Origin of the sequence: Pseudoalteromonas sp. Hal040 (assembly GCF_037162425.1) — a bacterium.
Lineage (GTDB): Bacteria > Pseudomonadota > Gammaproteobacteria > Enterobacterales > Alteromonadaceae > Pseudoalteromonas > Pseudoalteromonas gelatinilytica.
Genome location: NZ_JARLUU010000001.1, coordinates 588,353 through 614,205 on the forward strand (window position 1 = coordinate 588,353; position 25,853 = coordinate 614,205).

The 25,853-nt window shown below is 42.1% G+C and carries 21 protein-coding genes, 1 pseudogene and 1 riboswitch; of the genes and pseudogenes, 11 read left to right on the forward strand and 11 right to left on the reverse strand.

All coding sequences use genetic code 11. The features are described 5' to 3' along the window. Positions 1-2 precede the first annotated feature (2 nt). Both P4S60_RS02695 and coaD read right to left on the reverse strand, forming a co-directional pair. A complete protein-coding gene (locus tag P4S60_RS02695; RefSeq protein ID WP_337114918.1) occupies positions 3-1,379 on the reverse strand; it encodes a capsule assembly Wzi family protein in 1,377 nt (458 codons plus the stop codon). Continuing rightward, the gene (coaD, locus tag P4S60_RS02700) at positions 1,376-1,858 is read right to left on the reverse strand and encodes a pantetheine-phosphate adenylyltransferase (protein ID WP_063703162.1); all 483 of its coding nucleotides are present in this window, start codon (positions 1,856-1,858) and stop codon (positions 1,376-1,378) included. Before coaD ends, P4S60_RS02695 begins: the two co-directional genes overlap by 4 nt. 218 nt (positions 1,859-2,076) lie before the next feature. On the opposite strand from coaD, the gene P4S60_RS02705 reads away from it, so the two are divergent. Both P4S60_RS02705 and thiI read left to right on the forward strand, forming a co-directional pair. Then, positions 2,077-2,730 carry a TetR/AcrR family transcriptional regulator gene (locus tag P4S60_RS02705; protein ID WP_337114919.1) on the forward strand — a complete coding sequence of 218 codons (654 nt, stop codon included), beginning with the start codon at positions 2,077-2,079 and terminating at the stop codon, positions 2,728-2,730. Positions 2,731-2,838: 108 nt separating this feature from the next. Further along, a complete protein-coding gene (gene thiI, locus P4S60_RS02710; RefSeq protein ID WP_337114920.1) occupies positions 2,839-4,296 on the forward strand; it encodes a tRNA uracil 4-sulfurtransferase ThiI in 1,458 nt (485 codons plus the stop codon). A 122-nt stretch (positions 4,297-4,418) separates the two neighbouring features. On the opposite strand, the gene P4S60_RS02715 is transcribed toward thiI, so the two are convergent. The 3 genes from P4S60_RS02715 to P4S60_RS02725 are packed head-to-tail and all read right to left on the reverse strand — an operon-like array spanning position 4,419 to position 5,656. Continuing rightward, positions 4,419-4,760 carry a ketopantoate reductase family protein gene (locus tag P4S60_RS02715; protein WP_337114921.1) on the reverse strand — a complete coding sequence of 114 codons (342 nt, stop codon included), beginning with the start codon at positions 4,758-4,760 and terminating at the stop codon, positions 4,419-4,421. Then, positions 4,744-5,313, reverse strand: coding sequence for a ketopantoate reductase family protein (locus P4S60_RS02720; protein ID WP_337114922.1), 570 nt, complete (start codon positions 5,311-5,313; stop codon positions 4,744-4,746). The genes P4S60_RS02715 and P4S60_RS02720 overlap by 17 nt, the downstream gene beginning before the upstream one ends. Then, entirely contained in the window at positions 5,306-5,656 is a 351-nt protein-coding gene (locus tag P4S60_RS02725; protein ID WP_063703175.1) for a VanZ family protein, read from the reverse strand. Before P4S60_RS02725 ends, P4S60_RS02720 begins: the two co-directional genes overlap by 8 nt. A gap of 157 nt (positions 5,657-5,813) precedes the next feature. On the opposite strand from P4S60_RS02725, the gene P4S60_RS02730 reads away from it, so the two are divergent. The 3 genes from P4S60_RS02730 to P4S60_RS02740 all read left to right on the forward strand — a co-directional run bounded on the left by P4S60_RS02730 (position 5,814) and on the right by P4S60_RS02740 (position 8,889). Beyond that, positions 5,814-6,296, forward strand: a complete 483-nt coding sequence (locus P4S60_RS02730) for a YajQ family cyclic di-GMP-binding protein (protein ID WP_063703177.1) — start codon at positions 5,814-5,816, stop codon at positions 6,294-6,296. Positions 6,297-6,439: 143 nt separating this feature from the next. Next, positions 6,440-6,679 (forward strand): hypothetical protein, encoded by a 240-nt coding sequence (locus tag P4S60_RS02735; RefSeq protein ID WP_063703179.1) that lies wholly within the window; start codon positions 6,440-6,442, stop codon positions 6,677-6,679. A 166-nt stretch (positions 6,680-6,845) separates the two neighbouring features. Then, positions 6,846-7,001, forward strand: a riboswitch (cobalamin riboswitch). 34 nt (positions 7,002-7,035) lie between these two features. Then, complete coding sequence (locus P4S60_RS02740; RefSeq protein ID WP_337114923.1) at positions 7,036-8,889, forward strand: TonB-dependent receptor domain-containing protein; 1,854 nt, start codon at positions 7,036-7,038, stop codon at positions 8,887-8,889. A gap of 149 nt (positions 8,890-9,038) precedes the next feature. On the opposite strand, the gene msrA is transcribed toward P4S60_RS02740, so the two are convergent. The 3 genes and pseudogenes from msrA to P4S60_RS02755 form a co-directional block, all read right to left on the reverse strand. Then, on the reverse strand, positions 9,039-9,572 hold the full coding sequence (gene msrA / locus P4S60_RS02745) for a peptide-methionine (S)-S-oxide reductase MsrA (protein ID WP_054560929.1): 534 nt from the start codon (positions 9,570-9,572) through the stop codon (positions 9,039-9,041). 84 nt (positions 9,573-9,656) lie between these two features. Continuing rightward, positions 9,657-12,756, reverse strand: a pseudogene (locus tag P4S60_RS02750) (efflux RND transporter permease subunit). Positions 12,757-12,759: 3 nt separating this feature from the next. After that, on the reverse strand, positions 12,760-13,812 hold the full coding sequence (locus tag P4S60_RS02755) for an efflux RND transporter periplasmic adaptor subunit (RefSeq protein WP_063703532.1): 1,053 nt from the start codon (positions 13,810-13,812) through the stop codon (positions 12,760-12,762). A 241-nt stretch (positions 13,813-14,053) separates the two neighbouring features. On the opposite strand from P4S60_RS02755, the gene P4S60_RS02760 reads away from it, so the two are divergent. The 4 genes from P4S60_RS02760 to P4S60_RS02775 all read left to right on the forward strand — a co-directional run bounded on the left by P4S60_RS02760 (position 14,054) and on the right by P4S60_RS02775 (position 17,413). Beyond that, positions 14,054-14,761: a DUF2982 domain-containing protein gene (locus P4S60_RS02760; RefSeq protein ID WP_337114924.1), complete on the forward strand. Its 708-nt coding sequence runs from the start codon at positions 14,054-14,056 to the stop codon at positions 14,759-14,761. 33 nt (positions 14,762-14,794) lie between these two features. Further along, entirely contained in the window at positions 14,795-15,127 is a 333-nt protein-coding gene (locus P4S60_RS02765) for a hypothetical protein (RefSeq protein WP_105181280.1), read from the forward strand. An 83-nt stretch (positions 15,128-15,210) separates the two neighbouring features. Beyond that, positions 15,211-16,890, forward strand: coding sequence for an Lcl C-terminal domain-containing protein (locus P4S60_RS02770; protein WP_105181279.1), 1,680 nt, complete (start codon positions 15,211-15,213; stop codon positions 16,888-16,890). Position 16,891: 1 nt separating this feature from the next. Beyond that, the gene (locus P4S60_RS02775) at positions 16,892-17,413 is read left to right on the forward strand and encodes an Lcl C-terminal domain-containing protein (protein ID WP_337114925.1); all 522 of its coding nucleotides are present in this window, start codon (positions 16,892-16,894) and stop codon (positions 17,411-17,413) included. Here the strand turns inward: P4S60_RS02775 and P4S60_RS02780 are convergent. Then, positions 17,401-18,510, reverse strand: coding sequence for a tRNA nucleotidyltransferase (locus P4S60_RS02780; RefSeq protein WP_337114926.1), 1,110 nt, complete (start codon positions 18,508-18,510; stop codon positions 17,401-17,403). The two genes, P4S60_RS02775 and P4S60_RS02780, sit on opposite strands and share 13 nt — an antisense overlap. 125 nt (positions 18,511-18,635) lie before the next feature. On the opposite strand from P4S60_RS02780, the gene P4S60_RS02785 reads away from it, so the two are divergent. Both P4S60_RS02785 and P4S60_RS02790 read left to right on the forward strand, forming a co-directional pair. Further along, positions 18,636-19,556: an ExeA family protein gene (locus P4S60_RS02785; RefSeq protein WP_105181277.1), complete on the forward strand. Its 921-nt coding sequence runs from the start codon at positions 18,636-18,638 to the stop codon at positions 19,554-19,556. A gap of 13 nt (positions 19,557-19,569) precedes the next feature. Beyond that, positions 19,570-20,637 carry a general secretion pathway protein GspB gene (locus P4S60_RS02790; RefSeq protein ID WP_337114927.1) on the forward strand — a complete coding sequence of 356 codons (1,068 nt, stop codon included), beginning with the start codon at positions 19,570-19,572 and terminating at the stop codon, positions 20,635-20,637. Between the two features lie 20 nt (positions 20,638-20,657). On the opposite strand, the gene P4S60_RS02795 is transcribed toward P4S60_RS02790, so the two are convergent. Then, positions 20,658-21,866 carry an HD-GYP domain-containing protein gene (locus P4S60_RS02795; protein WP_337114928.1) on the reverse strand — a complete coding sequence of 403 codons (1,209 nt, stop codon included), beginning with the start codon at positions 21,864-21,866 and terminating at the stop codon, positions 20,658-20,660. 161 nt (positions 21,867-22,027) lie between these two features. After that, a complete protein-coding gene (gene putA / locus P4S60_RS02800; RefSeq protein ID WP_119852397.1) occupies positions 22,028-25,831 on the reverse strand; it encodes a bifunctional proline dehydrogenase/L-glutamate gamma-semialdehyde dehydrogenase PutA in 3,804 nt (1,267 codons plus the stop codon). Positions 25,832-25,853: the final 22 nt, after the last annotated feature.

Sequence of the window (25,853 nt, forward strand, 5' to 3'; positions counted from 1 at the left end):
GGTTAGAAACGGTATTCCCAGCTAGTTCTAAGGGCTGTGTTTGTTTCTGACTCATCACCTATTTCATCTTTTGAAATAAGCCCTGTCACTTTCCACAGACCATTAAACACAGATTGCTGATAACCAAGCTCTAGCTGCAGCTGACTCGTATCTGATGCGAGTTCAGCGTGTGTGGTTTCGCTTTCAATCCAACGTAACTTCGCATGGCCACCATAACCATTTAGAGTGTGGTAATAGGCGCCAAGGATAGCCGATTCACTTTGTAGCGGTGTTGAGCTACCAATTAAGCGTGAGCGTTGTGTATAGCTGCCAGAGCCATATACGCAATCGCTAATTTGATCACAGCTTTGCTCTGTATTTGAGTATTCAAAGTAGCTTTTTAATAGACTTTCTTTCGAGCCAAAATAGCTTTCTACGCCTAGCGTATAAAATGGCTCGCTCGGTGCTAAACCACTTTCATTTCGACCCATTACTTCAGCATAAAATGCCACAGGTTGCGCCGCTAAAGTGGTTGAATACTTAATATCTAAACTCGTTAAACGATGTGTTGATTCACTGCTTTCGAGTGTAACTGGGTCAATTTCGAGGTTAGTTAAATAATCAGAGCCTGCACTGTTAATTGCTATTTCAAGGCCTGTTAATGGCGTACTTGCAAACCGGAGTGCCCAAAAGTCACCGTCATCTGAGCTATTTAGATATGGCTTTTGCTTAGCGTAAATACCCGTTAACTGCCAATTACCGATAAACGACAGCCAACTTGGGCCTACATATTGCGTATTTGCTCTGCTGAAGCGCACACCTTTCATTGGCGCCGCATTATTTGATAGAAGTAGGGCGTTATCGTTACTTGGCCCCCACCAATGACTAACTTGCTCTGCACTGATTGACCAATTACCAAGGAGTACGGCTAAATAGCTATCTTGATAAGTAACATGCTGTTTATCAAGGGCGTCATCGGCGTAATTTACACTCACTTTAGCGCTAACACGCTTCCCTGTGATTGAACCATAACTATTTACACCGCTTTCTTGCTGGTGGCGTTTACCAAAACCTTGCTGAGTGAGAGGTTCGCTGTTGTAGTTTAGGCGAATACCTGAGCTGGTTTTTTGTTTTGCATTATCAAGAGCATGTTTTACATGCTGATAAGCAAATAAGCTTTGCTCGTCAAGTTGGCTGGTATTGGCAACGTCTAGGTCGCGTGCGATACCTTGCCACATTAATGGATAGCTATTAATTGGCTGTTTAATAATGCCTTGGTTAAAGAGCATTTCGATTGAAGCGCGAAGTAACGGGTCGTCGCTTTCTATCCATGGTCCAGCAACACTTGGCGCAGAGATCATTAGTAATGCTGTTAAGCTAATGAACTTTTTTAATTTCATCCGTGAATTTTATCCTGTAAGGCTTTGGCTACGACTGGGTCAACAAACTCGCTTACATCGCCATTATGGCGTGCAACTTCTTTGACGAGTGTCGATGAAATAAATGAATTTTTTTCTGCCGGTGTTAAAAATACACTTTCTAGATCTGGGTTTAGGCGACGATTCATATTCGCTAACTGAAATTCATAGTCAAAGTCAGACACCGCACGAATTCCACGAATAAGCACTTCGGCTTTGTGGTCGCGAGCTAAATCAGCCAATAAGCCAGAAAAACCAATCACACTCACATTATCAAGGTGCGCCAAAATCTTATTAGCAAGTTCAACGCGCTCATCAAGGGTAAAGCAAGGTTGTTTACTTGGATTATGCGCAATGGCAACAATCACTTTATCGAACATTTTTGCCGCGCGATGAATTAAGTCTGTATGGCCATTTGTAAGTGGGTCGAAAGTGCCCGGATAGATTGCAGTAACGTTCATAACATTCAGCGATTTATAAATTTGCTTGCTATATTAACAGTGTTTTCTCGACGATGCAGCTTCGAAAATACGCGTATCGGATTAGAATCCTTCACCTATATAAGGTACTAAACCGATTGAGGTTAATATTTTTCAAGGTAGTATTTAATTGCTGCGCATTTGTTTATACTGCTCGGCTGGGGACCGTAATAATCATAAAAAAACAGAGTAAATAAGCTATGAGCACAAAGGACAAAATCATACACACCAGCATCGAGTTATTTAATCGCCATGGTGAGCGTGCCATAACAACTAACCATATTGCTTCGCATATGGGGATAAGCCCAGGTAACTTGTATTATCACTTTAAAAATAAAGAAGATATTATTCGCCACATATTTGCTTTGTATAGCGATCATTTACACACTCACTTTAAGCCACTGACTCCCGGTGACGACGCACTAGAAAACCTAGCGGGCTATCTTGATTCGCTATTTGAACTTATGTGGCGTTTTCAGTTTTTCTACGACAACTTAGGCGATATTTTATCTCGTGATGAAGAGCTGAAAAAAGGCTACATTGCGTTTCAAGCTGAGCTTTTAGAGCAAGTGAAAGATGTGCTGTTTGCATTGCGTGAAGGCGGGATCATTTGCATTGAAGACGAAGATGTCACAGAACTTGCGCATATGCTAAAAATGACCGTGAGTTTTTGGACGCCTTATATCAAAGCTCGTCGCTTAAGTGGTGAACTTGCCAGAGCAGATATTTATAACGGTATTTTAAAGGTATTGCTGCTATTAAAAGCCCACTGTACCGAGCAACATTTAGAACAAGTAAATCAATTAAGGGCAAAGTATTTGGCCCTTACAGAATCTGAGCAAAACGACCACTAATCCTACAAAGCAGTTTATTTCCTAGACGCTATAATTTTTGTTATAATCGCGCGCCCTTGAGGTTGCTAAACCTTAGGGCGTGTGAAATCCACAGTCTAAGAGTGAACTATGCTTAAATTTATCGTCAAATTACACCCTGAAATCGCGATCAAGAGTAAATCTGTTCGTAAGCGTTTTACCAAGTTATTAGAAAATAACATTAAGATCGTTTTGCGTCGTGTTGACGAAAAAGTTCAGGTAAGAAACAACTGGGATAATATCTCTGTTGTTAGCTTACTCGACTCTGAGCAAGTTCGTTTAGATATTATCGATGGCTTAAAACGCATTCCAGGTATCGTACAGTTTATTGAAGTTACAGAAACAGACTTCGACTCAATCGACGATATTTATCAAAAAGCAATTGAGCTAATTGGCCATACGATTGCGGGTAAAACATTCTGTGTACGTTGTAAACGTTCTGGTAAGCATGACTTTACATCGAGCGATGTAGAGCGCTACGTAGGTGGTGGTTTAAACCAGCATGTTGAAGGTGCGCGCGTTAAATTATCTCACCCTGAAGTAACAGTACGTTTAGAAGTGCGTGATGAAAAAGCATATATCGTTACTCAAACTCACTTAGGTATGGCGGGCTTCCCGTTACCAACACAAGAAGATGTATTATCGCTTATGTCGGGCGGTTTTGACTCTGGTGTTGCCAGCTATCAAATGATCCGTAAAGGTGCACGTACTCACTTCTTATTCTTTAACTTAGGTGGTGCTGCGCACGAAATCGGTGTTAAGCAGGCGAGTTATTATATCTGGAAACAGTTCAGCTCTACTCACAAAGTGAAGTTCGTTACTGTTGATTTTGAACCTGTTGTTGCTGAGATTTTAGAGAACGTTGAAAACAGCCAAATGGGTGTTGTACTTAAGCGTATGATGATGCGTGCCGGTAGCCAAGTTGCAGAAAAACTAGGTGTACAAGCGCTAGTGACTGGCGAAAGTATTGGTCAGGTATCAAGCCAAACACTGGCTAATCTAAGTGTGATTGACCGTGTAACGGAAACTTTAATCATTCGCCCGTTAATCCAACACGATAAGCAAGATATTATTGATATTGCGCGTAAAATTGGTACGGCTGAGATGGCAGAAAGCATGCCTGAATACTGTGGTGTAATTTCTAAAAAGCCAACGGTTAAAGCTAAAATCAAAACCATTCTTGCCGAAGAAGCTAAGTTTGATTTCGACGTGCTAAATACAGTTGTTGAAAATGCACGAGTGATGGATATTCGCGATATCGACACCGAAGCTAAGCAAGAAGTGAAAGAAGCAGAGTCTGTATCTGATTTACCTGAAGGAGCGGTTGTTGTTGATATTCGCTCACCTGAAGAAGAAGACGCAAACCCACTTGAGCTTGAAGGTATTGAAGTTGTACATTTACCTTTCTTCCGTTTAGCGACTAAATTTGGTGACTTACCAAAAGATAAAGAATATTACTTATATTGTGCTAAAGGTGTGATGAGCCAGCTACAAGCACTGATCCTTCACGAAGAAGGCTTTAGCAACGTAAAAGTGTATCGCCCGTAAGGAATAGTGAGAAAAGCGCGACATGTTCGCGCTTTTTTAATGCCTGAAATCATTACGAGAAACTTTACTCTTTCTCCTTTCCCCTTGTAGCTTTACTCTTTCTCTTAGTAACTAGCAGCCCATTAACTTTTAATTTTTATCATGCTTAGCATTGCTTGATTATAGGGGGTTTTTATCCCTAACTTAGCACCTTGCTCACACACATAGCCACAAATCGCATCAATTTCAGATTCTCGATTATGGCTGATGTCTTGTTGCATAGAAGAAAAGTTTTCAGCGGTGGCTGTCATCACAGAATAGGCTTGGTCCAACGCCTCGCTGAGTTTTACATCAACACCTTGTTTATTGGCTACCAAACACGCCTCACTAAGTAAATTAATAATGCGCGTGCTAAATTGTGGCGCGCGTAACTGGCCATTCTTAACGTTATGAATTGCCGTTAAGGGATTAATGGCAATGTTCACTAGTAGTTTTTGCCAGCGCGACGAAGTGAATATCATCGCTCACAGAAAAATGTGGTAAGTAACTAAACTGCTGCTTAAGCTCGTTGAGCCTTTCGCTTGCAGCCGCATTACATGCGCCTAGCACACTTTCACCATTTCCAGTGTGGTTTACGCTATAAGGTGTTGTTTTAAAACCAGCTAGACGCGTTGTTAAAAACGCTAATCCTTGCGTGTTCAAAAGCTGGGCATTAAGTTCATCAACATTACCCATACCATTATGAGAAATAACGATTTGGCAGTCTTCATTGAGGTAAGGTTTTATTTGCTTAAAGGCCGCTTGAACTTGAAATGCTTTAACGGTGATTAACACTAAATCAAAGGGCGCTGAATGACCAAGCTCTTTATGATTAATGAGACGGGCTTTGATAGGGTGTGATTTACCATTACTTGCTTGATAAAAACGCGTGGTCAGGGTTGGCTTACGGGTCAGTAATGTGATGTCATGTTGTGCAGATAAAAAATGACTAAACAATAAGCCAATCGCACCATCGCCAACAATTAAAACATTAGCCATTACGTTGCTTACTACCTAAATGAAAACCAAGTTTTATAGCAAAATAGCTGATGGCACCAATAAAGTCAGCGATAAAGTCACCAACCGAGGCTTGACGGTAAGGCAGCATGTCTTGCATAAATTCAATGGCGGCTCCATACCCAGCTAACAGTAAAATTTGCACCATCAGTGGTAATTTAAAGGCTTTATCCATCACCATGGCTAATATGAAGAAAATACCAAAATGCGCCACTTTATCTACGTGTGGGAAGAGGTTGCTAACCCCTTTAATTTCTTTGGCAAACAAAATCGTAAAGCCAATAATGCTGGCTAAAAAGATAACTTGGTAAACACGCCTTGTCACAATAAACCCTAAAAATGCCGAAATTGAATGGCCAGTATATCAAACAATTTTTGCATCGCACCTGAACAAATCGGATAAAAATAGAAAGAATCGACAAATAAGCGTTATAATTGCCAACCATAAATGAATTTAAAAAAGACTATGTTAGGAGAACCCCATGCCTTCATTTGATATTGTTTCTGAAGTAGAAATGAACGAAGCGCAGAATGCAGTAGATAATGCAAAGCGTGAACTAGAGACGCGTTTTGATTTTCGTGGTGTTGATGCATCAATCGAACTAAGTGACAAAGTAATTAAGTTAAAAGCTGAAGCACCACAACAAGTAATGCAACTTTTTGACATTCTTGCTGCGAAAATTTCAAAGCGTGGCTTAGATGTATCTAGCCTAGAATTAAGAGATGAGTCGCGTAGCGGTAAATACGTAATGCGTGATGTTGCTCTTAAGCAAGGTATCGAAAAAGACGTAGCGAAGAAAATCGTTAAGCTAATCAAAGACTCAAAAATTAAAGTACAAGCCGCGATTCAAGGTGAAGAATTACGTGTAACTGGTAAAAAACGTGATGATTTACAAGAAGCAATGCAAGTTGTTCGTACTGCTGATTTAGGTCAACCATTCCAGTTCAAAAACTTCCGCGATTAATACACTGTGTTTATAGCTTTAAGCTGTCAGTTTTAAGCTATAAGCCTGCAAGTTTCTGAACTTTACAAGGAGCGTATTTTGAGACGAATATTAGGTTACAGAGAAAAAGATATCTTCTAGCTATTTTCAGCTAGAGGATATTTATGTCAGTAAAAAACAAAACAATTGACCGTAATAAACACGGTAAAATAAACAGAAAATACACAGGTCCACACAGTACTTATTTTTACCAACAAACACCAAGTTGGTGGGTGAAAATGACAATGACTAAGCCAAGAAGACGCTTAAATAAAGCTCTTTGCAAGCGTGTGCTGAATGGTGCTGACCCAGAAGGAATTGTTTTTCCGTTAGGAAACTCAAAACCTCATGAGTACTTCTGGTAATCATTGTTTTATAAAAGCCAATCACCATGCTGATTGGCTTTTTTGATCTGACTCCACTTGCAGCGTTAGACTTAAAACTTGCCTTTAGCGGTATAGCCGTCCATTGACATTCTTCCCCAAAATCATCACAATAACGGCCTATTTTCTAGGTGCTTGCTGTATCTTCAGATACGTTTTATTTCAAAGGGTGAAATAGTCGCAAGATAATCGGGAAGTCGGTGCGTTTTCAGGGAGAAAACAATGCCAACACTGCCCCCGCAACGGTAATGTAGATGCCATGCATATACAGAGTCCGGAGACCGGCCTTGAAGTAACTTACTATTCGCGTGTGCGGTGGGCACAGGCTAGGGGATATCATGCTAAATAAATCTGCGTTAGGCGTAGCGGTTGCTGCTGCGTTGTCTTTTTCTGTATCTGCTGACGAGCAATCAATCGAGCACATCACAGTTTCTGCCAATAAATTCGAACAATCAATTAATGATGTATTAGCCAGTGTTACTGTCATTGACCGCGCTGATATTGAAGCAAGCTATGTGCGTGACTTACCAAGCTTACTGGCAACTCAAGCAGGCTTTCAAATTAATGCCAATGGTGGTTTTGGGCAAAGCTCAGGTGTTTCATTACGTGGTGCAAGTTCTCGTCATACACTTATTTTAATTGATGGTGTACGCACAGGCTCTGCAACACTTGGCTATAAAAGTATTAGCAATATTCCTTTAAACAGTATTGAGCGTGTTGAAGTAATCAAAGGCTCTCGTGCTGCTGTATATGGTTCTGACGCGCTAGCTGGTGTGATTAACATCATTACGCGTAAAGCACAAAACACGACCTTAGATGTTACTTTTGGCTCTGACTTTTACCAAGAGTATCAAGTAGCGACAGGTGGTCAGTTTGCGGGTGTTGATGTTGCCGTTAATGCCGGTTATGAAAAAACAGATGGTTTTGATGTTTTGCAAGGCTTAGCCCCTGATGAAGACGGCTACGAGAACAAAAACCTTGGCTTTAATCTTGGTTATCAAAATGAGCAGTTAGGTGAGTTTTTAGCGCAAGCACAATACTCAGAAGGCGAAGCAAAATACGATAGCGCTTATAGCCCTGCAGACAGCACCGTAGAAAAAGGCGAGTTCGAAAATTACCAAGCTTCACTAGGTTGGAAAAAGGCTTTCGAAAAACACAACCATGCCATTGATATTGCTATATCAAGTGATAGTTCAGATGACTCACGTATTGATTACACTGGTGCAACGGTGGTTGATAAGTTTGAAACTGAGCGTGAGCAAATTGATTACAATGGCCAATACTTTTTCAATCAAGCACTGACTCTTAGTGGCGGTTTGAATTGGTATAAAGATGAAGTGAACACTAACTCAGGTACTTACTTAAAAGACAGCCGTGAAGTATTCGGCGCGTTTGTTGGCGCATATTATGACGACGAACACGTGCTGGCAAACCTAACCGTTCGACAAGATGATGATCAGCAGTTTGGTGATGAAACAACTTACACTGCAGCTGTTGGCTATCACTTAAATGACATCGCTACATTCCGCGTAAGTCAAAGCACAGGTTTTAAATCTCCAACATTTAATGACCTATATTACCCAGGCTCAGGTAACCCAGAGTTAAACCCTGAAACATCAGATAACCAAGAGCTTGGCTTATCACTGAATGTGAATGATATCAGCCTTGATATTGCGATTTTCCGCGACGAAATCGACAATAAAATCGCTTGGGCACCAAATGCATCAGGGCAGTGGATCCCAACTAATATAAACGAAGCTCGCCACGAAGGTGTTGAATTTAGCTTTAAAAACCAAGTGTTTGGCTTTGATCACAGCTTTAACTTTACCTACCTTTCAGCGGAAGATACACAGACAGGTCAGTCACTAACCTATGTGTCAAATCACAGTGTGAATTGGTCATTAAATAAAGCATGGGGTGATTTTGATGCCGGTATCGATATGCAATACCGTGGTGATCGTGATGGCAAGTTAACGCACTTACCTTCTTATACGTTATGGAACTTAGTTGGTCACTACCAAGCGACTGACAACTTAACTGTCTCACTACGTGTAGAAAATCTATTCGATAGAGAGTACAACGCTGTTGATGCCTATGGTACAGACCTAGATGGTGATTACATTAACGACGAATTTTATTACTACAACACGGCCGAGCGTCGCCTGTTTGTAGGTGCCCGTTATCAGTTCTAATAACCATTAAGGTCAACTGAGCTGTTTGCTTAAAGCGAGTAATTGACATTAATTTGCCCGTTGATGTCATTCGCCTTTAAGTTAAAACACGCTCAGCGTTATTATTAGTTCTGCGTCTAAAAGCTCGCTACCTACTTAGCGGGCTTTTTTCATTTTAGTTTATCTGCGTAATACTGTTCGAACTTAGCAAGCTTAGGGGCAATCAGAATACTGCAATAACCTTGATTTGGGTTTTCATTGTAATAGTCTTGATGATACTGCTCTGCAGGGTAAAAGTTTGTAAGTGGACTCAGCTCGGTGACTATCGGCTCACGAATTTGCTTTTGTAAAGCATCAATCATGGCTTGAGATTCTGCTTTTTGCTTTTCATCATGATAATAAATAACACTTCGATACTGGGTGCCGACATCATTACCTTGGCGGTTTAACTGTGTGGCATCGTGTAAAGTGAAGAACATTTCAAGCAGGGTGTTATAGCTTACAATACTGCTGTCAAAATCAAGCTGAACCACTTCAGCGTGACCCGTTAAGCCGGTACAAATTTGTTGATAACTTGGGTTTTCAATCTCACCACCGGCATAGCCAGAGCTGACATTAAGCACGCCTTTTACGCGTCTAAATGCGGCATCAATACACCAAAAGCAGCCGCCGCCAAAAGTGGCTATTTGTATGTTGTTATCCATATTTCACTTCCTTACCGTTTTGCTGACTATAGCCGAAAAAACAAAACGCCGTAAAGACGGCGTTTTGTTAAAGCTCAAGCTCGTTTAAATTTCTTCTAACGGCTTGTCTTTTGCTTGCTGCTCTAACTTGCTCTGTAAGTACTCAGGCGACTGGGTATTTCGTGCAAGTGCGCTGTATGCAGCAGGTACGACGAATAAGGTCAGTAAGGTTGCAACAATAACACCAGTAAATACCACCACACCAATTACCATGCGACTTTCTGCACCTGGACCACTTGCAAGTACCAGCGGTACCGAGCTCATCACGGTGGTCAATGAGGTCATAATAATTGGACGTAAACGTTGTGTCGCCGCTTGGGTAATCGCTTCGTTAAACTCCACACCTTTATCGCGCAGTTGATTCGCGAACTCAACAATCAAGATACCGTTTTTCGCACTCAAACCTATCAGCATTACGATACCAATTTGGCTGTAAATATTCAGAGTAAGTCCGGTGTACCACAAACCAAATAATGCACCCACTAAACCAAGTGGCACAGTAAGCATGATCACAAATGGGTGAATAAAGCTTTCAAACTGGGCTGCAAGTACTAAGAAGGTGACTGTCAGTGCCAGTATGAATACATAGGTCATTGCCGATGCACCTTCATAAAACAGCTGAGATTCACCCTTGTAGTCAATTGCACCGTCGATGTCGTTTTCTTCCGCTGCAACTTGATTTAAGAAGTTAAGCGCTTCTTCTAGGGTATAACCATCTGCTAAGTTCGCACTTAAAGTAATTGCGCGCATACGGTTATAACGGTTTAAACGCGATGCAGTGGCTTCTTCTTTTAAGCTAATTAAGCTATCTAGCGGCACTAATTCGCCACTACGTGATTTTAAATAGATATTTGAGATATCAGTTGGGTTAGCAAAGTCTTCTTTGGTGCCTTTTAAAATCACATCGTATTCTTCACCGCGGTCGATAAAGGTGGTTACGCGGCGTTGACCTAACATGGTTTCAAGCGTGCGGCCCACATCTGATACAGAAACCCCTAAATCAGCGGCTTTGTTTTTATCAATGTTGATTAAAAACTGCGGGAATGTTTCTTTGTAATCATGATCGATTCTTACCAAGCCAGGGTTCTTCTCAGCACGCTTAATAATACGGTCTCGCCAATCGGCTAGCTGGTCGTAATCGTTACCTTGCAGTACAAATTCAATCGGACGAGATGAACCGCCACCACCAATACCACGGCGCATAATGGCAAATGCACGCACATCAGTCACTTCAGTCATTTTACCGCTGATTTCGTCCATTACTTCCCAGGTTGAGCGCTTACGCTTATCCCAGTCAGCCATACCAATGATAGCAACACCACCTTGACCACCCCAGCCCGGCACACGAACAAGCACTCGGCTCAATTCACCAGACTCAGAGTAAGGCATTAAACGTTCTTCAATTTTAGCCATGTTTGCAGCGTTATTTTCATAGCTTGCGCCTTCAGGGCCACTCATCATGATAAAGAAAGTACCGCGGTCTTCTTTTGGCGTAAGCTCTGATGGCACTTTTTGAAATAGCATAAAGCTGGCAACACCGGCCAAAATCATAGTCAGTAGTAAGCTCCACTTACGGCTCATATTTGAGGTGAGTGAGTTACGGTAAGCATTTTCGATTTTGTTAAAGCTTCTATCCATCCACTGGCTAAACTTGCTTTCTTTTTCTGATGACTTCAAAACTTTTGAGCAAAGCGCTGGAGAAAGCGTTAACGCAGTAATACTAGAGAAGAACACCGCGAGCGCTTACCGCCATAGCAAATTCTGTGAATAGGGCACCGATTCGGCCATCCATAAACACCAGTGGTACGAATACCGCAATCAATACGAGGGTCGTTGCTATAATCGCAAAGCCAACTTCACGGGCACCACGAAATGCAGCAAGTAGTGGTGGTTCGCCTAATTCGATACGGCGGTGAATGTTCTCGAGCATAACAATCGCATCATCCACCACTAAACCAATTGCCAGCACAAGGGCTAGAAGAGTCAGTAAGTTGATTGAATAACCCATAGCCAGCAAGAACATAAAACTACCCACTAACGCCACCGGTACGGTTACAGCTGGCACTAGCGTTGCGCGGATATTGCCTAAAAACAGGTAAATAACTAAGACAACTAGTGCCATTGAAATAACGAGTGTGCGATAAACTTCATCAATCGATTCTTTGATGAAAATTGAAGAGTCATAGCTGTCTTGAATGGTGGTGCCTTCTGGCAGGTTACGCTTAATTTTTTCAAGCTCTGCGCGGGCATTATCAACCACGGTTAGGGTATTAGCTTTGGCTTGTTTGACGATACCCAAACCAATCATGTTGCGGCCATTACCACGGAATAAGCTTTCGTCGTCCGCGGCTTCTAAGTGCACATCAGCCACTTCACCTAAACGCACTAAATAGCCATCTTCACCCCGTTTAATTACTAGGTTTCGAAAGTCTTGTTGATCTTTATAACTACGCGCAGTACGTACTGTAAAATCACGGTCGATAGATTCGATTTCACCGGCAGGTAATTCAACGTTTTCAGTACGTAAAGTGGTTTCAATATCACTACTAGTAATACCGCGCGCAGCCATTGCTTTACGGTTTAACCAGATTTTCATTGCGTATTTACGCTCGCCACCTACGCGCACGTTTGAGACACCATCAACAACGGCTAATCGGTCAACAATAAAACGCTGTGCGTAATCAGATAACTGCAATGAATCCATAGTGGTACTGTTTAGTACGAACCAAGCAATTGGGCTTTCATCACTGTTTGACTTAGACACCTCTGGCGGGCGAACCTGCTCAGGTAAGCTATCAAGGGCACGAGCTACACGCTCGCGTACATCGTTTGATGCGGCATCAATATCGCGGCTAATATTAAATTCAATGGTGATATTTGAGCGGCCATTTCGGCTCGACGAGTTAATACTTTTAATGCCTTCGATACCCGAAATACGGTTTTCGAGGACTTGGGTTATTTTCGTTTCAATGATCTCTGCGCTAGCACCTGTGTATTCAGTGCTAACACTAACAATCGGCGTTTCAATATCTGGGTACTCACGCAGTGGCAGCATAGAAAATGCCACCAAGCCAAAGGTGAGTAATAATAGGTTTATTACGATCGCGAAGACCGGGCGCTTAACGCTAGTATCAGTAATTTTCATGGTTTAGCCTTTGATACTTACTTTGCTGCCAGTACGGATCTTAATGATGCCTTCAGTCACAACTTGTTGGCCATTTTCAAGGCCTTTGTCAATGGCTACCCAGCCATTGTGACGACCAGCCACATGCACTTCGACTTTGTTAGCAACGCCATCTTCAATTTGGAACACATAGTGTTTGTCTTGTTGCGGGATCACGGCTTTTTCAGGCACCATAAGTGCTTGGCTTGAGCTTAACTCTAAGGCTGTGTTTAACAGCATACCAGGACGTAATAAGCCGCTTTTATTGATAAAGCTTGCAGTCACTTCAACGCTACGGGTAATTGAGTCTATGCGTGAGCTAATGTGAGTGACTTTACCGGTAAAGGTTTTTTCTGGGTACGCATCATTTTGCGTCATCACTTTCATACCGAGTTGCAGTTGCGCTAAGTATTTTTCTGGCACTTTAAAATCAACTTTGATGATGCTGATATCATCAAGTGTCGTAATGTTAGTTGTGCTATTTACATAGGTACCAATTGAAATTTCACGCTTACCAAGCAAACCTGAAAAAGGCGCTTTAATCGTCATCTCGGCCAATTTTGTTTTTGCACTTTCAAGCTGTGCTTCGGTTGCGTCAACACGTGACAGCTGCTCTTCTAGTAACGACTTTGCAGTGGCTTGTGAGCGAGATAACTCAGTGAGGCGCTCAAGTTGGCGGCGTTCTTCTCGTAAATTGATGCTTAATTCTTTTACTGCTAATTCTTCTTCTTGCGATTGCAGTTGAACAAGCTTTTGACCTTTATTTACTAAATCGCCATCGTTAAAAAAAATATCGGTAACATAATCGTTTTGTGCACTACGCAAGTAAATCGCTTGGTTAGCACGAGCACTACCAATTGCTTCTATCAGCACGGCATTTTCTTCAGCGACAACCGTATGTGCTGTCACTTGAGTTGCGCTATTACCAAAGTTGCTCTGTTCACCTTGGCTTGAAGGTAAATACAAATAAATACATAACCCTAGCAAAAGGGTAATAATAAATGGAAAAAGAGCTTTGCCAGATTGTGTAGAATACATCATTGTGTTACCAGAAAATTAGTTGAGTGTAGTGTACAAAATTAGTACGTGCACCGTATGTCAGGTATCTCATATATTTGTGCATTTAGCGTAAAAGTTAAAAGTTCGGCTAGTTTGTTCCTTTATTGTGACTAAAAAAGAGGTTTTAGTATGAGTAAAGAGCCAAAGTGTAATTATTGTTTAACGCTTAGAAAGATAGTTTTGGTCACAATTGTGATGTTTATTTTTTATTTTTCTGTTTATGGATAAGAAATGTCCTGCACTTAGCGTGCGCGCTCAAGCATCTCGCCATGGCAGTGAGTTTTTGGTTGTAGGCGGTATTGGGCTGATCATTATTATGCTGGTTAACATATTGAGACCTGGCGAAATTAGCCTTGTTGAAATCTTTTTAGCAACAAGCTGTATTGCTGCGCTGTTTATTGGCTTTTTAAAAACGCAAGAGCCATACTTTAGCCTAACATTTACTCAGAATTTACTTATTTATCATCACAAAGTTGGGAATTGGCAGCTAAATCGTGCTAATTTTCATCATAGTGGTATACCAAAAGTGGAACAGGGCTTAGAATACCTTGAGTTAAACGCAGTTGGTATTAAACTCAATAACATAGATGAATTTTTAACACAGATTCACCCAAGAATTGCCGGACGATTACTAATAGAGCAACGTCATTTATTTATGCAAGTTATTCAAAAACATTGCAAAAATGGTGATTGCCCATCAGAATGGTTAATAGAAGAGACGGACTACACTGCCCCAAGTGGTCAGCTTTACAAAGGATTGATTGCCATGTTTGCCAATCGTACGCAGCATTTAAGGCAATTGACAGGATACGATTTATTACTGCCTGCCAATGTACTTGATGTTGATATTTGGCAATTTAGTGCTGATTTGAATCGTTGGAAACTGAATCCTAATGAGTTTATAGAGACTCGCTTGCAGAAAATGTAAGCTTTAGGTGGCAGAAAGTAGTAGGAAAAGGCTATGAGTCAAGAACGTTCTTTTATTAAAAGCGGTCGAAACACAATTATACACAAAGATAAAAAACTTGATTTAGTGATAGTGAATGGTGAAAACCATCCACGTATTAAAGTGACCCAAAATGGCCTTGAGCCTTTCAAAGAAGATCTGCCAAAAAACCGTCGTGAAGCGAAAGAGCGCTATCTAGAGATGGTTTATGTCACCAGTCCAGATGTGTTCGCAGAAGAAAAACGTTTACTGTTTATCCAAGCCCTAGATGGTCGAGAGTATAAAGTCGACTACAGTAAAGTCGGCACTAAGCTTTTCGTTCGTATCCACCAAGAAAGTTATTTATAACTCCTAGTCTGGCACTTTAATTGCTTGTTATTAGCTTATTTGGCAGTCGGTCTTAACCGACTTTTCATTTTAAGGTGGTAAACATGAGATTAGTGCCTCTTGCCCTCGTTGCATTAACGACATTAACAGCCTGTGGTGGCGGTGGCGGTTCGAGTGATTCGAGCACAACCGCTGCAACCGTTAATGCGGGCACAGATCAGCAAATCATTGAAAAAAGTGAGTTTACTGTATCTGCAAAAGGCTCTCCAAGCGATGGAACCTTCACCTGGGAGCGAGTCAGTGGCCCAGCATTAGAAGGTTTTCCTGCTGAGGGTGCTGAACAAACTGTTACTGCTCCTGATATTAAGCTCGATTCAGAGCTTGTGCTGAAAGTGAATTATCAAACCGATGATGGGCAACTTGTTTCCGATCAAGTCAGTATTTTTATTACTTCCAATAACCAACTTCCTGTTGCTGTTATTACCCAAACTGCGCCAGAAGAGTTGCCATCACAGTACAATGATGTGATCACATTAAGCGGCGAAGAATCTGCTGATATCGATGAAAATGGCTCGGTTGACAGTTATTTGTGGACGCAACTTGATGGCCCAGATTTAACCGCTGATAGTTATACAAATCAAACAATTAGTTTTACTCACCCATTACTTGAATCAAATACAGCAATGACATGGCGCTTGACTGTAACCGATGATGAAGGTGGCTCGGCGAGTACTGAGGCGTCGTTTACCTTAAACAAAACGGTTGAGGTAATTATTGCTGATGCAGGGGAAGACCAGCAGGTTATCGAGTTTGATACCGTTACCCTTGATGCCAGCAATAGTGAAATTGTGACGGCAACAAAATCATGTTTTTGGGAGCAGTTAACAGGCGAAACAGTGACGTTGGCAAACCAGAACCAATGTATCACGACGTTTGTAGCTCCTGATGTCGATACCGATTCAGAGCTTAGTTTTGAAGTTACCGTGACAGACAGTAAATCGCGTAGCGACACAGATACAGTGATTATTGATATAAGTCCAAAACCGTTGGGATTAATTAACGATACCGGTATGAGCGATTGCTATAACAACTCGCAAAAAATTAATTGCGGCAGCGAAGACTTCCCAAGCCAAGACGCAGACATAGGCCGTGACAGTGTCGCTAATCAACTAGATAAAGTCGGTCAGGGTGACTTGGCGTTTGATTTTACCAAAATGAATGAATATGCCGACGAACTTCCTGATGATGCGACCAGCTTTAGTTGTGTACGCGATAACGTGACGGGCCTTATTTGGGAAGTAAAAGAAGCAAGTTCAACATTACCGCCGTCAACAACCGATCGTGCAGCAACAAACCATTATACCTGGTATTTAAATGGTTCAAGTGGTGTGCAAACGGGCAGTGTACAAGGGGCTGCGAGCTCTACCTGCCCAAGTACCAGCAACTGTGGCCTGCAAACTTACATTAATGATGTGAACAGCAGCGATTTTTGCGGTGGTACAAATTGGCGTGTGCCAACTTACACCGAATTATTAGGGTTATTAGATTATGCCAAGCAAGGTGAGTCTTCGATACTTAATAGTGACTTTTTCCCAAATCAACCGAGCGACACGCAACTAAGTACAGATGGCAGCTCGTTTATGCCTTATTGGACTTCGCAAACCGCGGCAGATGGAACAAGTTTGTCGCAAGCTTATATTATCGATATGAGTAGTGCGAATGATTTAGCGTATCCAAAAAGTAACACTGCCTTTGTGCGCTTAGTTAGAACGCCGGGAGAGTAATATGCGAAACTTATCTTTAATCACAGCACTTACCGTAATCGCTCTGCAATCGAGTTATGCCGTCGCGCAAGTATGTTATAGCGCCGTCACTGAGACGACGCCTGATAGCCGCTTTACTATCAATGAGGATGGTACAGTAAGTGACAGCGAAACGGGTCTTATGTGGCAACGTTGTACGTTTGGCCAAAGTTATGATAGTGACACGGATACTTGCGAGGGCACGAGCCAGCAGCTTACATGGGGCGAAGCTTTACGCGGGGCCGAAAACGCAACGTTTGCTGATTACACTGATTGGCATGTGCCAAATGTAAAAGAGTTAGCAAGTATCTTAGAGCATAGTTGTGTACAGCCTAGTATCAACGAAACGGCATTTTTATCGACTAAGCTGCAAAACTATTGGAGCAGTACTTCAGGTATTAGTCGTACCGATCTTGCTTGGGTGTACCAATTTGATAAAGGCATAAACAGCCTGCACGCAAAAACGTCCGATGTTTATTTGCGTTTGGTGCGCTACGAAAAGTAACTGTTAATAACTTCTAACCGCGCTTGCTCAAGCGCGGTTTTTATTTCTGCGCCTTTGATACCTTGAGCAATAAATTGCTGCGGACTAACTGCTCGTGCTTGCTTGGCTGCCTTAGTGAGTGACTCAATACAGCTAATAGGCTGTTGCTGACTTATTTCTAACACCTTCAATACTTGCTCAAAACGCTCAGGGCGACGCCATAAATCAAGTTGATTAAAGCAAGCAAAAACAGCTTCGCTAGTCGGTTTTTCTGCACTTAACGTTGTTTGATGAGTTTGGCTAAATAGCGCTAAATCACGCACTTCATTAGGTAAGCGTATGTTGCTAGCTATCGTTTTTATCTCATCGCTTGAAAGCGATAAGGTAATTTGGCTAAATAATAACGCAGTGTCGTTAATTTGTAGTTTGTTAGCATAATCAAAACGCGCTTGAAACGTATGGTAAAGCTCATCACCCCATTTACTTTCAAGCTCAGGGCTAATCACATGCAGACCATTGATGCTGGCAAGTACATTCAGAAACTCGCTAAATGCGCCATCACTGAGGGATTTTTCGCATTCCAACCAAACGCGCTCAGCGGTGAGGGTGCTCAGTTCACCGGCTTTAACCATCTCGGTTAATAGTGATAGGGTTTCTGGGGCGATAGTAAAGCCTAGGTAATGATAACGAGCAGCAAAACGCGCTACTCGCAATATGCGTAGAGGGTCTTCACTAAAGGCATCGGAGACATGACGTAATACACGATTTTCAAGATCTTGCTGGCCAGAAAATGGATCAACTAAGCTGCCATCTTGGGCTTGCGCAATGGCATTTACGGTGAGATCTCGACGAATTAAGTCTTGCTCTAAAGTGACATCAGGCGCGAAATCACAAATGAACCCCGTGTAACCTTGGCCTTGTTTTCGCTCGGTACGGGCTAGCGCATATTCTTCTTTACTTTTAGGGTGTAAAAATACCGGAAAATCTTTACCAACTTGTTGATAGCCTTGGCTGATAAGTTGCGCTGGCGTTGCACCAACCACCACATAATCGCGCTCTTTAACGTCACGACCAAGTAGGGCATCTCTTACTGCGCCACCGACTAAATAAACCTGCATAAAACACCTAAAATTTTGCCTTTTCGCTATTTTACGTTATTTAACCAATAAAATGTAAACAAGGTTTTAAGTAGCGATGTTTTTTGCCATTATAGACCGTGATTTTAAACGCAAGGAATAACACGGTGTATTTAAGCTATTTTGGCTTGTCAGAAAAACCCTTTTCGATTGCCCCTAATCCTGAGTATTTATTTCTTAGTGAGCGCCATAAAGAGGCATTAGCACATCTTACCTACGGATTAGGTGAAGCAGGTGGCTTCGTTCTGTTAACAGGCGAAGTGGGTACAGGTAAAACAACACTAACAAGAAGCCTGCAAGAGCAGTTACCTGAAAACACCCAAGTGGCACAAATTCATAACCCAGCTTTGTCACAGCTCGAACTGCTTGCCAGTATTTGTGATGAGTTGAAAATTGAGTATGACAGCGCGAATGCGACATTAAAAACGCTTACTGATGTTATTAAAAAACATTTAGAGGCAAATAATCAAGCAGGCGGTCATACCATCTTAATTATTGATGAAGCACAATTACTCGCACCAGATGTGCTAGAGCAATTGCGCCTGTTGACGAATATCGAAACGGACCACAAAAAGCTACTGCAAATTGTGTTAGTTGGGCAACCAGAGTTACAAGAGTTATTAAAACGTACTGAATTAAGACAACTAGCTCAGCGTATTACGGCACGTTATCACTTATTACCATTAACAGAAGGGCAAGTATTTGCCTATGTTAAGCATCGTTTGTTTAAAGCAGGTACAGAGCAAGCCTTGTTCTCAGGTGATGCGTTAAAAGCAATTTATCAAGTGACTCAAGGTGTACCAAGATTAATCAATTTACTGTGTGAGCGTTGTTTAGTAGGGGCTTTTTCGCAGCAAAAATTGAGTATTGATAGTGAGCTTGTGATGCGCTCAGCTGCTGAAGCATTGCCACCCACGAGTACACCAATGGCCACAGTAGCAAATAAAGAGCCGAGTTATGTGTGGCTTTATCCCGTTTCATTTTTAGCCGTATTAGGAATGGGTATTGGTTTATCCTACCTAATATAACGAGTGTTCATTTATGTCATTATTATTAGATGCAATTAAACAGTCTGGTCAGCACGAACAAACCGCGGTTGACCACGACCAAGCAGCGCTTGCGCTCAAACAACAACAAGAACTTACACGCTATCGCCGCTTAGCTTTTTCATTTGGCTTATTATTGGCGGCCATTTTAACCTTGATGGCAGGCTTTTCAATTGGTAAATGGTTACAACAAAATAAACCATTTGCTGAGCAGCCAAAAGTTGTTAATAACAGCCATGAAGCCACAGAAAACGCTACGACTGAGGCTCAAGTAAGCCCTGAATCGCAACAACCCGCTAAGCAAGATCAAGTTGCCCAACCACACACTCAGCAAGCTGCTAATAACCCAGCTCAAGTAACCACAATGCCGCAACAAGGGCAGTTGATGCAACCAGCCATGGGGCAGCAACAAATGATGCAGCAGGTGCCAGTGCAAGGACAGCAATACCAGTGGGTGCAAGTTCCGGTAAATTCAGCACCTGTGTACGCGAATCAAGGTTATCAAGTACAGCCGCAATATCAGCAACAAGCTCTGTATCAAAATCAGCCTGTATATCAATCGCAGCCACAATTTTCTCAACCAATGCAAATGCAGCAGATTAACCCGCAACAAATGAGCAGCAATGGCATTGATCTAAGCAAGTATAAGGTGCTGGGTAAGCCACTTGATGGTCAACCAACTCAACCCGCATCGCAATCATCAACAAATGATGAGTTAAGAGATGTGCCAGATACCTTAAAGGATGCCTTTGCTAAAGCCGTCGAAGATGTTGATAACGCACACAGTGTTGATATTACTCGAAGCACTAAAAATACCTCGTATGCTGAGCCGATTGAGCTATTACCCGATGCGCTGCAAAGCTTAATTCCTACCATTAAATATCAAGCGCATATCTATGCGTCTGAATCATCAAAGCGTTGGATTAAGTTAAACGGTAGAGAGTTATACGAAGGCGATAACATTGGTGTGCTATCTGTGGTTGAAATTACCCCAGAGCAAAGCTTGTTAAGCTACGATGGCTATGAGTTTACGTTAAAAGCGTTACAAGACTGGCCTGAGTAGCCAGTCTTTACGTTAAGGGATTAAGGTAAAATCGCGTTCTTAAAAAAGCGGATCAGGTCGATATTAAATTCAGCCGGCCTGACTGCTGATTCTAAACTGTCATGACAGCGGCTATTTGCCAAATCAATATCCTGCACTTCGGTATAACGCGCATGTTTAGCGTGATAAAACACTTTAACTTGAGGTTTTAAAGGGCTGGTTGGGTTACTGTGAGTGACCACACCTAACTTTTGACTTTCAAGTTTCACTAAGGTGCCAACCGGGTGAATACCAATACATTGAATAAACTTAGTGACTAAGTCTCCATCAAAGCTATCTGGGCAGCCTTCTTTGAGAATTTTAAATGCCTTAATTGGCTCCATGCCTGCTTTGTAGACCCGCTCAGCGGTTAGTGCATCATACACATCGACAATCGAAGCCATGCGCACATACAAGCTGATCTCATCACCACTTTTACCAAATGGATAGCCACTACCGTCTAAGCGCTCGTGATGGAATCCTGCAATATCCACCGCAATTCCACTTAAGCCCGACTGCTCTAAAATTTCTTTGCTAAAGCGAGCGTGGTCTTGAATGGTTTTATATTCGTCATCGGTTAACTTGCCTGGTTTATTAAGTATTTCATCAGGAATGTTTATTTTGCCGATATCATGTAGTAATGCGCCGGTGGCAATTTCTTGGATTATCGATTTTTCTATTCCTAAATGTTTGGCAAAAATACTGATTAAAATCGAAACATTGATTGAATGTTCAAGCAGATAGGCATCTTTTTCACGCATACGCGTGATACAAGCAAGCGCATCTTGGTTACGAAAAACCGAATCAATAAAACCACTTGCAAGCTCTTTAAAAGGGGCGATATCAATTTTGTTGCCATCGCGGATATCATCAAATGCTTTGCTTTGTAGTGTTCTTGCTTCGTTGTATAAGCTGTTTGCTTTGCTCATTTCTGCTGACACACTATGGCTGGTGTGCCAAGGATTAAAGGTCTCTGAATTGGTCGCAGGCTTCGCAATATCTTGTTGCTCGACCACTTTATTATCACTGTCTAAAGTCAGTGTTTTATCCGGATCGATTGAAATTTCTAATATACCTGCCTTGATCAGTTTATCTATACTTCCCTGCGTTTTTACCCAACCTTGGTTTTTTATACGGATCTTGCCTGTTTGTTTTGTCACGCTTTGAACAAACATGCCCGGCTTAAGTTGATTGATAGGGAGTGTTTTCAAGGCCTTTACTTCTAGTCAAATACAATACTATAAAACTAGCAGAAAATTTGTACCTCGGTAAATAAGAATAATGAAAAGGTATCTTTAATACTAAAAAGCCCCCGCAAAATGCGAGGGCTTTTAATTTACTCAGGAAGTGGTAACTCCCTTACTGAATACGATTATTCGTCGTCTTCAACTAAGGTCATTAGTGATGTATTACCACCTGATGCCGTTGTATCAATACTGATTGTTTTCTCAGTTAATAAACGTTTAATTAGCGTGTCGTAGTACTCAGAGCTGATCACTGGCAGAATCGCACCTTTACGTTGTGCTAGCTGCTGGCTGAAGTAGCCTAAGCGTGATGAACGTGCAGCAACAACTGCACCAGCCAGGTGAGGGTGCGCTAAAATTGCTTGTAACTGATTAGGTTTAGCAACTTGGAATACACCTTCAGCAATACCTGTAGAGATAAACTTGTCTCTAAACGCAACCGCTTCTTCGTAGAATAACTCTGATGCAACAGTAATTACGGTGTTACCGGCAGCAAGTGCTGTAATCACTGAAATTGCCCAGAAGTTAAATGACGTACTCTTATCAGCATAACAAACCACACAGCCACGAGGCTCTAAGTGAAGCGTATTTGATTCACCCGTTGGTCCCGGTAATACAGTGTGCTTACGCATGTGTTTTTCAAGGCGGTTAAGCTGCGCACGTGCATCAGCTAGTGTTAATGCTAAGTCATCAGCTAGCTCGTCGATGATCTCTACCGTTGCTACTTTCGCAAGTAATTGACGTACAGCAGAAACACGGTCGTTTAGCGGTGTCGCACGCCAGATTTTCTCGTCGCGTAATGAGTTTTCCATCAGCTTAGCAACTTGCTCAGCTGCACCAGAGAAGTTATGTGTATCTAACTCATCAGGTGTTAGGTTTGTCATTTGGACGTTATCTGGTGATGCTTTTTCTTTCACTAGACGTTGTAAGTAGTTTGGACCACCGGCTTTAGGACCAGTACCAGAAAGACCACGGCCACCGAAAGGTTGTACGCCTACAATCGCACCGATCATATTACGGTTGATGTAAACGTTACCTGCACGTGACATCTTCGCTAAGTATTCACAACGCTCTTCGATACGTGAATGAACACCCATCGTTAGACCGAAGCCAGTGCCATTTACTTGGTCAATTACGTTATCAAGCTCTGAGCCTTTGAAACGGATGATGTGTACACATGGGCCAAATACTTCGCGCTTAAGTACAGATAAATCTTTGATTTCGTATAAACGAGGCGCAAAGAAGTAAGCACCATTTTCGTTGTTATCAGGGATCGCACATTCGTAATGAAGTGTTGCGTTACCTTTTAAGTACTCAACGTGCTCGTTTAGGTTTTTCAGTGCTTTCTCGTCGATAACTGGACCGATATCCGTTGAAAGTAGTGAAGGATCGCCAACGTGAAGCTCTTTTAAAGCACCTTTGATCATATCAATGATGCCGTCTGCAACGTCTTCTTGTAAGAACAACACACGTAGCGCAGAACAACGTTGACCAGCACTTTGGAAACCTGAGCTGATCACATCGTCAACAACTTGCTCTGGTAGAGCCGTTGAGTCAACGATCATACAGTTTTGACCACCGGTTTCAGCGATAAGCGGTACTTGGATATCATTACGCGCAGCAAGCGTTTGCGAAATAACAGTACCGGTTTCAGTTGAACCTGTGAACATAACTGCTTGAATACGCTCATCAGGAACGATTGTTTTACCTACTTCGCTACCACGAGCAATAACAGGTTGTACAACGTGCTCTGGTAAGCCAACAGATAGCATAAGTTCAATCGTACGAAGGGCGATTAAACTTGTTTGCTCAGCAGGTTTTGCAATAACCGTGTTACCTGTCACGATAGCTGCAGCAACTTGGCCTAAGAAGATAGCAAGAGGGAAGTTCCATGGGCTGATACATAAGATCACACCACGCGCTTCAAAACGCTCGTCTTGTGATAATTCTTCAGCGCGTGCAGCGTAGTAGCGGCAGAAATCCACAGCTTCACGTACTTCATCGATACCGTCTTGAGTTACTTTACCCGCTTCTTTGATACACAGAGCCACTAACTCATCGTGGTGACGCTCTAGGATATCAGCAACGCGGCGTAGTAAGTTTGCGCGCTCTTTAACAGGTGTTTGTGACCATGATTCAAATGCTTTTTCGGCATTTTCTAAAAGTGCAGTCATCTCTTCTGATGATTGTAATTTCACATGACCAATAATTTCTTTATGGTTTGCAGGGTTCTTAACTGGGATAGAACCTTCTGGCACAGCGCTTAATTCAATGCGGTGCTCAGCAAACCAAGTATCAAGGTTTTCTTTAAATGGTGTAATAACATTGATGTCTGTTAAGTCCATGCCTTTCGAGTTTGGACGCTCATCACCATATAAATCAATTGGCATCTTAATTTGCGTGTTGTACTTGTTACGTAAACCTTGCAGCGTTTCTACAGGGTCTGGTAATAGTGATTCAACTGGTTTAGTGGTATCAACAATCGCATTTACGAATGAAGAGTTAGCACCGTTTTCTAATAAACGACGTACTAAGTATGCAAGTAAGTCTTCGTGTTGACCTACAGGTGCGTAAACACGACATTGAATTTTTTCTTGCTCAACGATTTGGTCGAATAATGACTCACCCATACCGTGTAGGCGTTGGAATTCGAAACCTTCATGGTCACCTTTAGCAACTTCTAAAATAGTTGCCGCAGTGTAGGCGTTGTGTGTAGCAAATTGCGGGTAAAGTACATCGCGCGCTTCAAGTAGTTTGATAGCACATGCTTTGTACGAAACATCAGTCGTCGCTTTACGTGTAAATACCGGGTAGTGATCTAAACCATCTTGTTGAGTGGTTTTGATTTCTGTATCCCAGTATGCGCCTTTAACAAGACGAACCATTAATTTACGACCAACGCGGCGGGCAAGTTCTGCAACCCATTCAACCACAAAAATAGCGCGTTTTTGGTATGCTTGAACGGCTAAACCAAAGCCATTCCAGTTACCTAAATCGTCATCACTGAATACCGCTTCAATGATATCTAATGAGATGTCTAAACGGTCAGCTTCTTCAGCATCAACAGTGAAGCCGATGTCGTAGCTTTTAGCTGCAAGTGCAAGCTCTTTTAGCTTAGGTACGATTTCAGCCATCACACGCTCACGATGAGTAAACTCATAACGTGGGTGAATCGCAGAAATTTTAACTGAGATACCAGGGCTCTTGATTGGGCCACGGCCATTTGCTGCTTTACCAATCGCGTGGATTGCCGTCATGTAGCTTTGGAAGTAACGCTCAGCATCTTTCATGGTGCGCGCGCCTTCACCTAGCATATCGTATGAGTATACGTAGCCTTTTTGCTCTTTATCAGCAGCACGTTCAATCGCTTCGTTAATAGTACGACCCATAACGAATTGCTTACCCATGATCTTCATTGCGAAGTTCACAGATTTACGAATAACAGGCTCACCTAGACGACCAATTGTTTTCTTCAGAACACCGAATTGCTGTTCTTTAGATTTGTCGCTGTAGTTAACCATTTTACCAGTTACTAACAGGCCCCAAGACGATGCATTTACAAATAGAGAGTCACTGCTACCTAAGTGCGAGCTCCAGTCACCTTTAGCAAGTTTGTCACGAATTAGTGAGTCTTGCGTTGCTTTGTCTGGTACACGTAGTAGTGCTTCTGCTAAACACATTAATACCACACCTTCTTCACTTGAAAGTGAGAACTCGTTTAGTAGTGCATCTACACCGCTTTGACCATCCTGATCGCGACGGATATTTAAAACCATTTGACGAGCACGTTCCCACGCTCGGCTACGTGCTTTCACGCCTACTTCAGCCAAAGGCAAAATGTGATCAATCACCGCATTTTCGTCAATACGGTAGAAATCACGGATCTTTTGTCTAATTGGACATTCAGTTGTCAAATCGCCATTAAATAGCATAAGTAACCCTCTGGTATGTGGA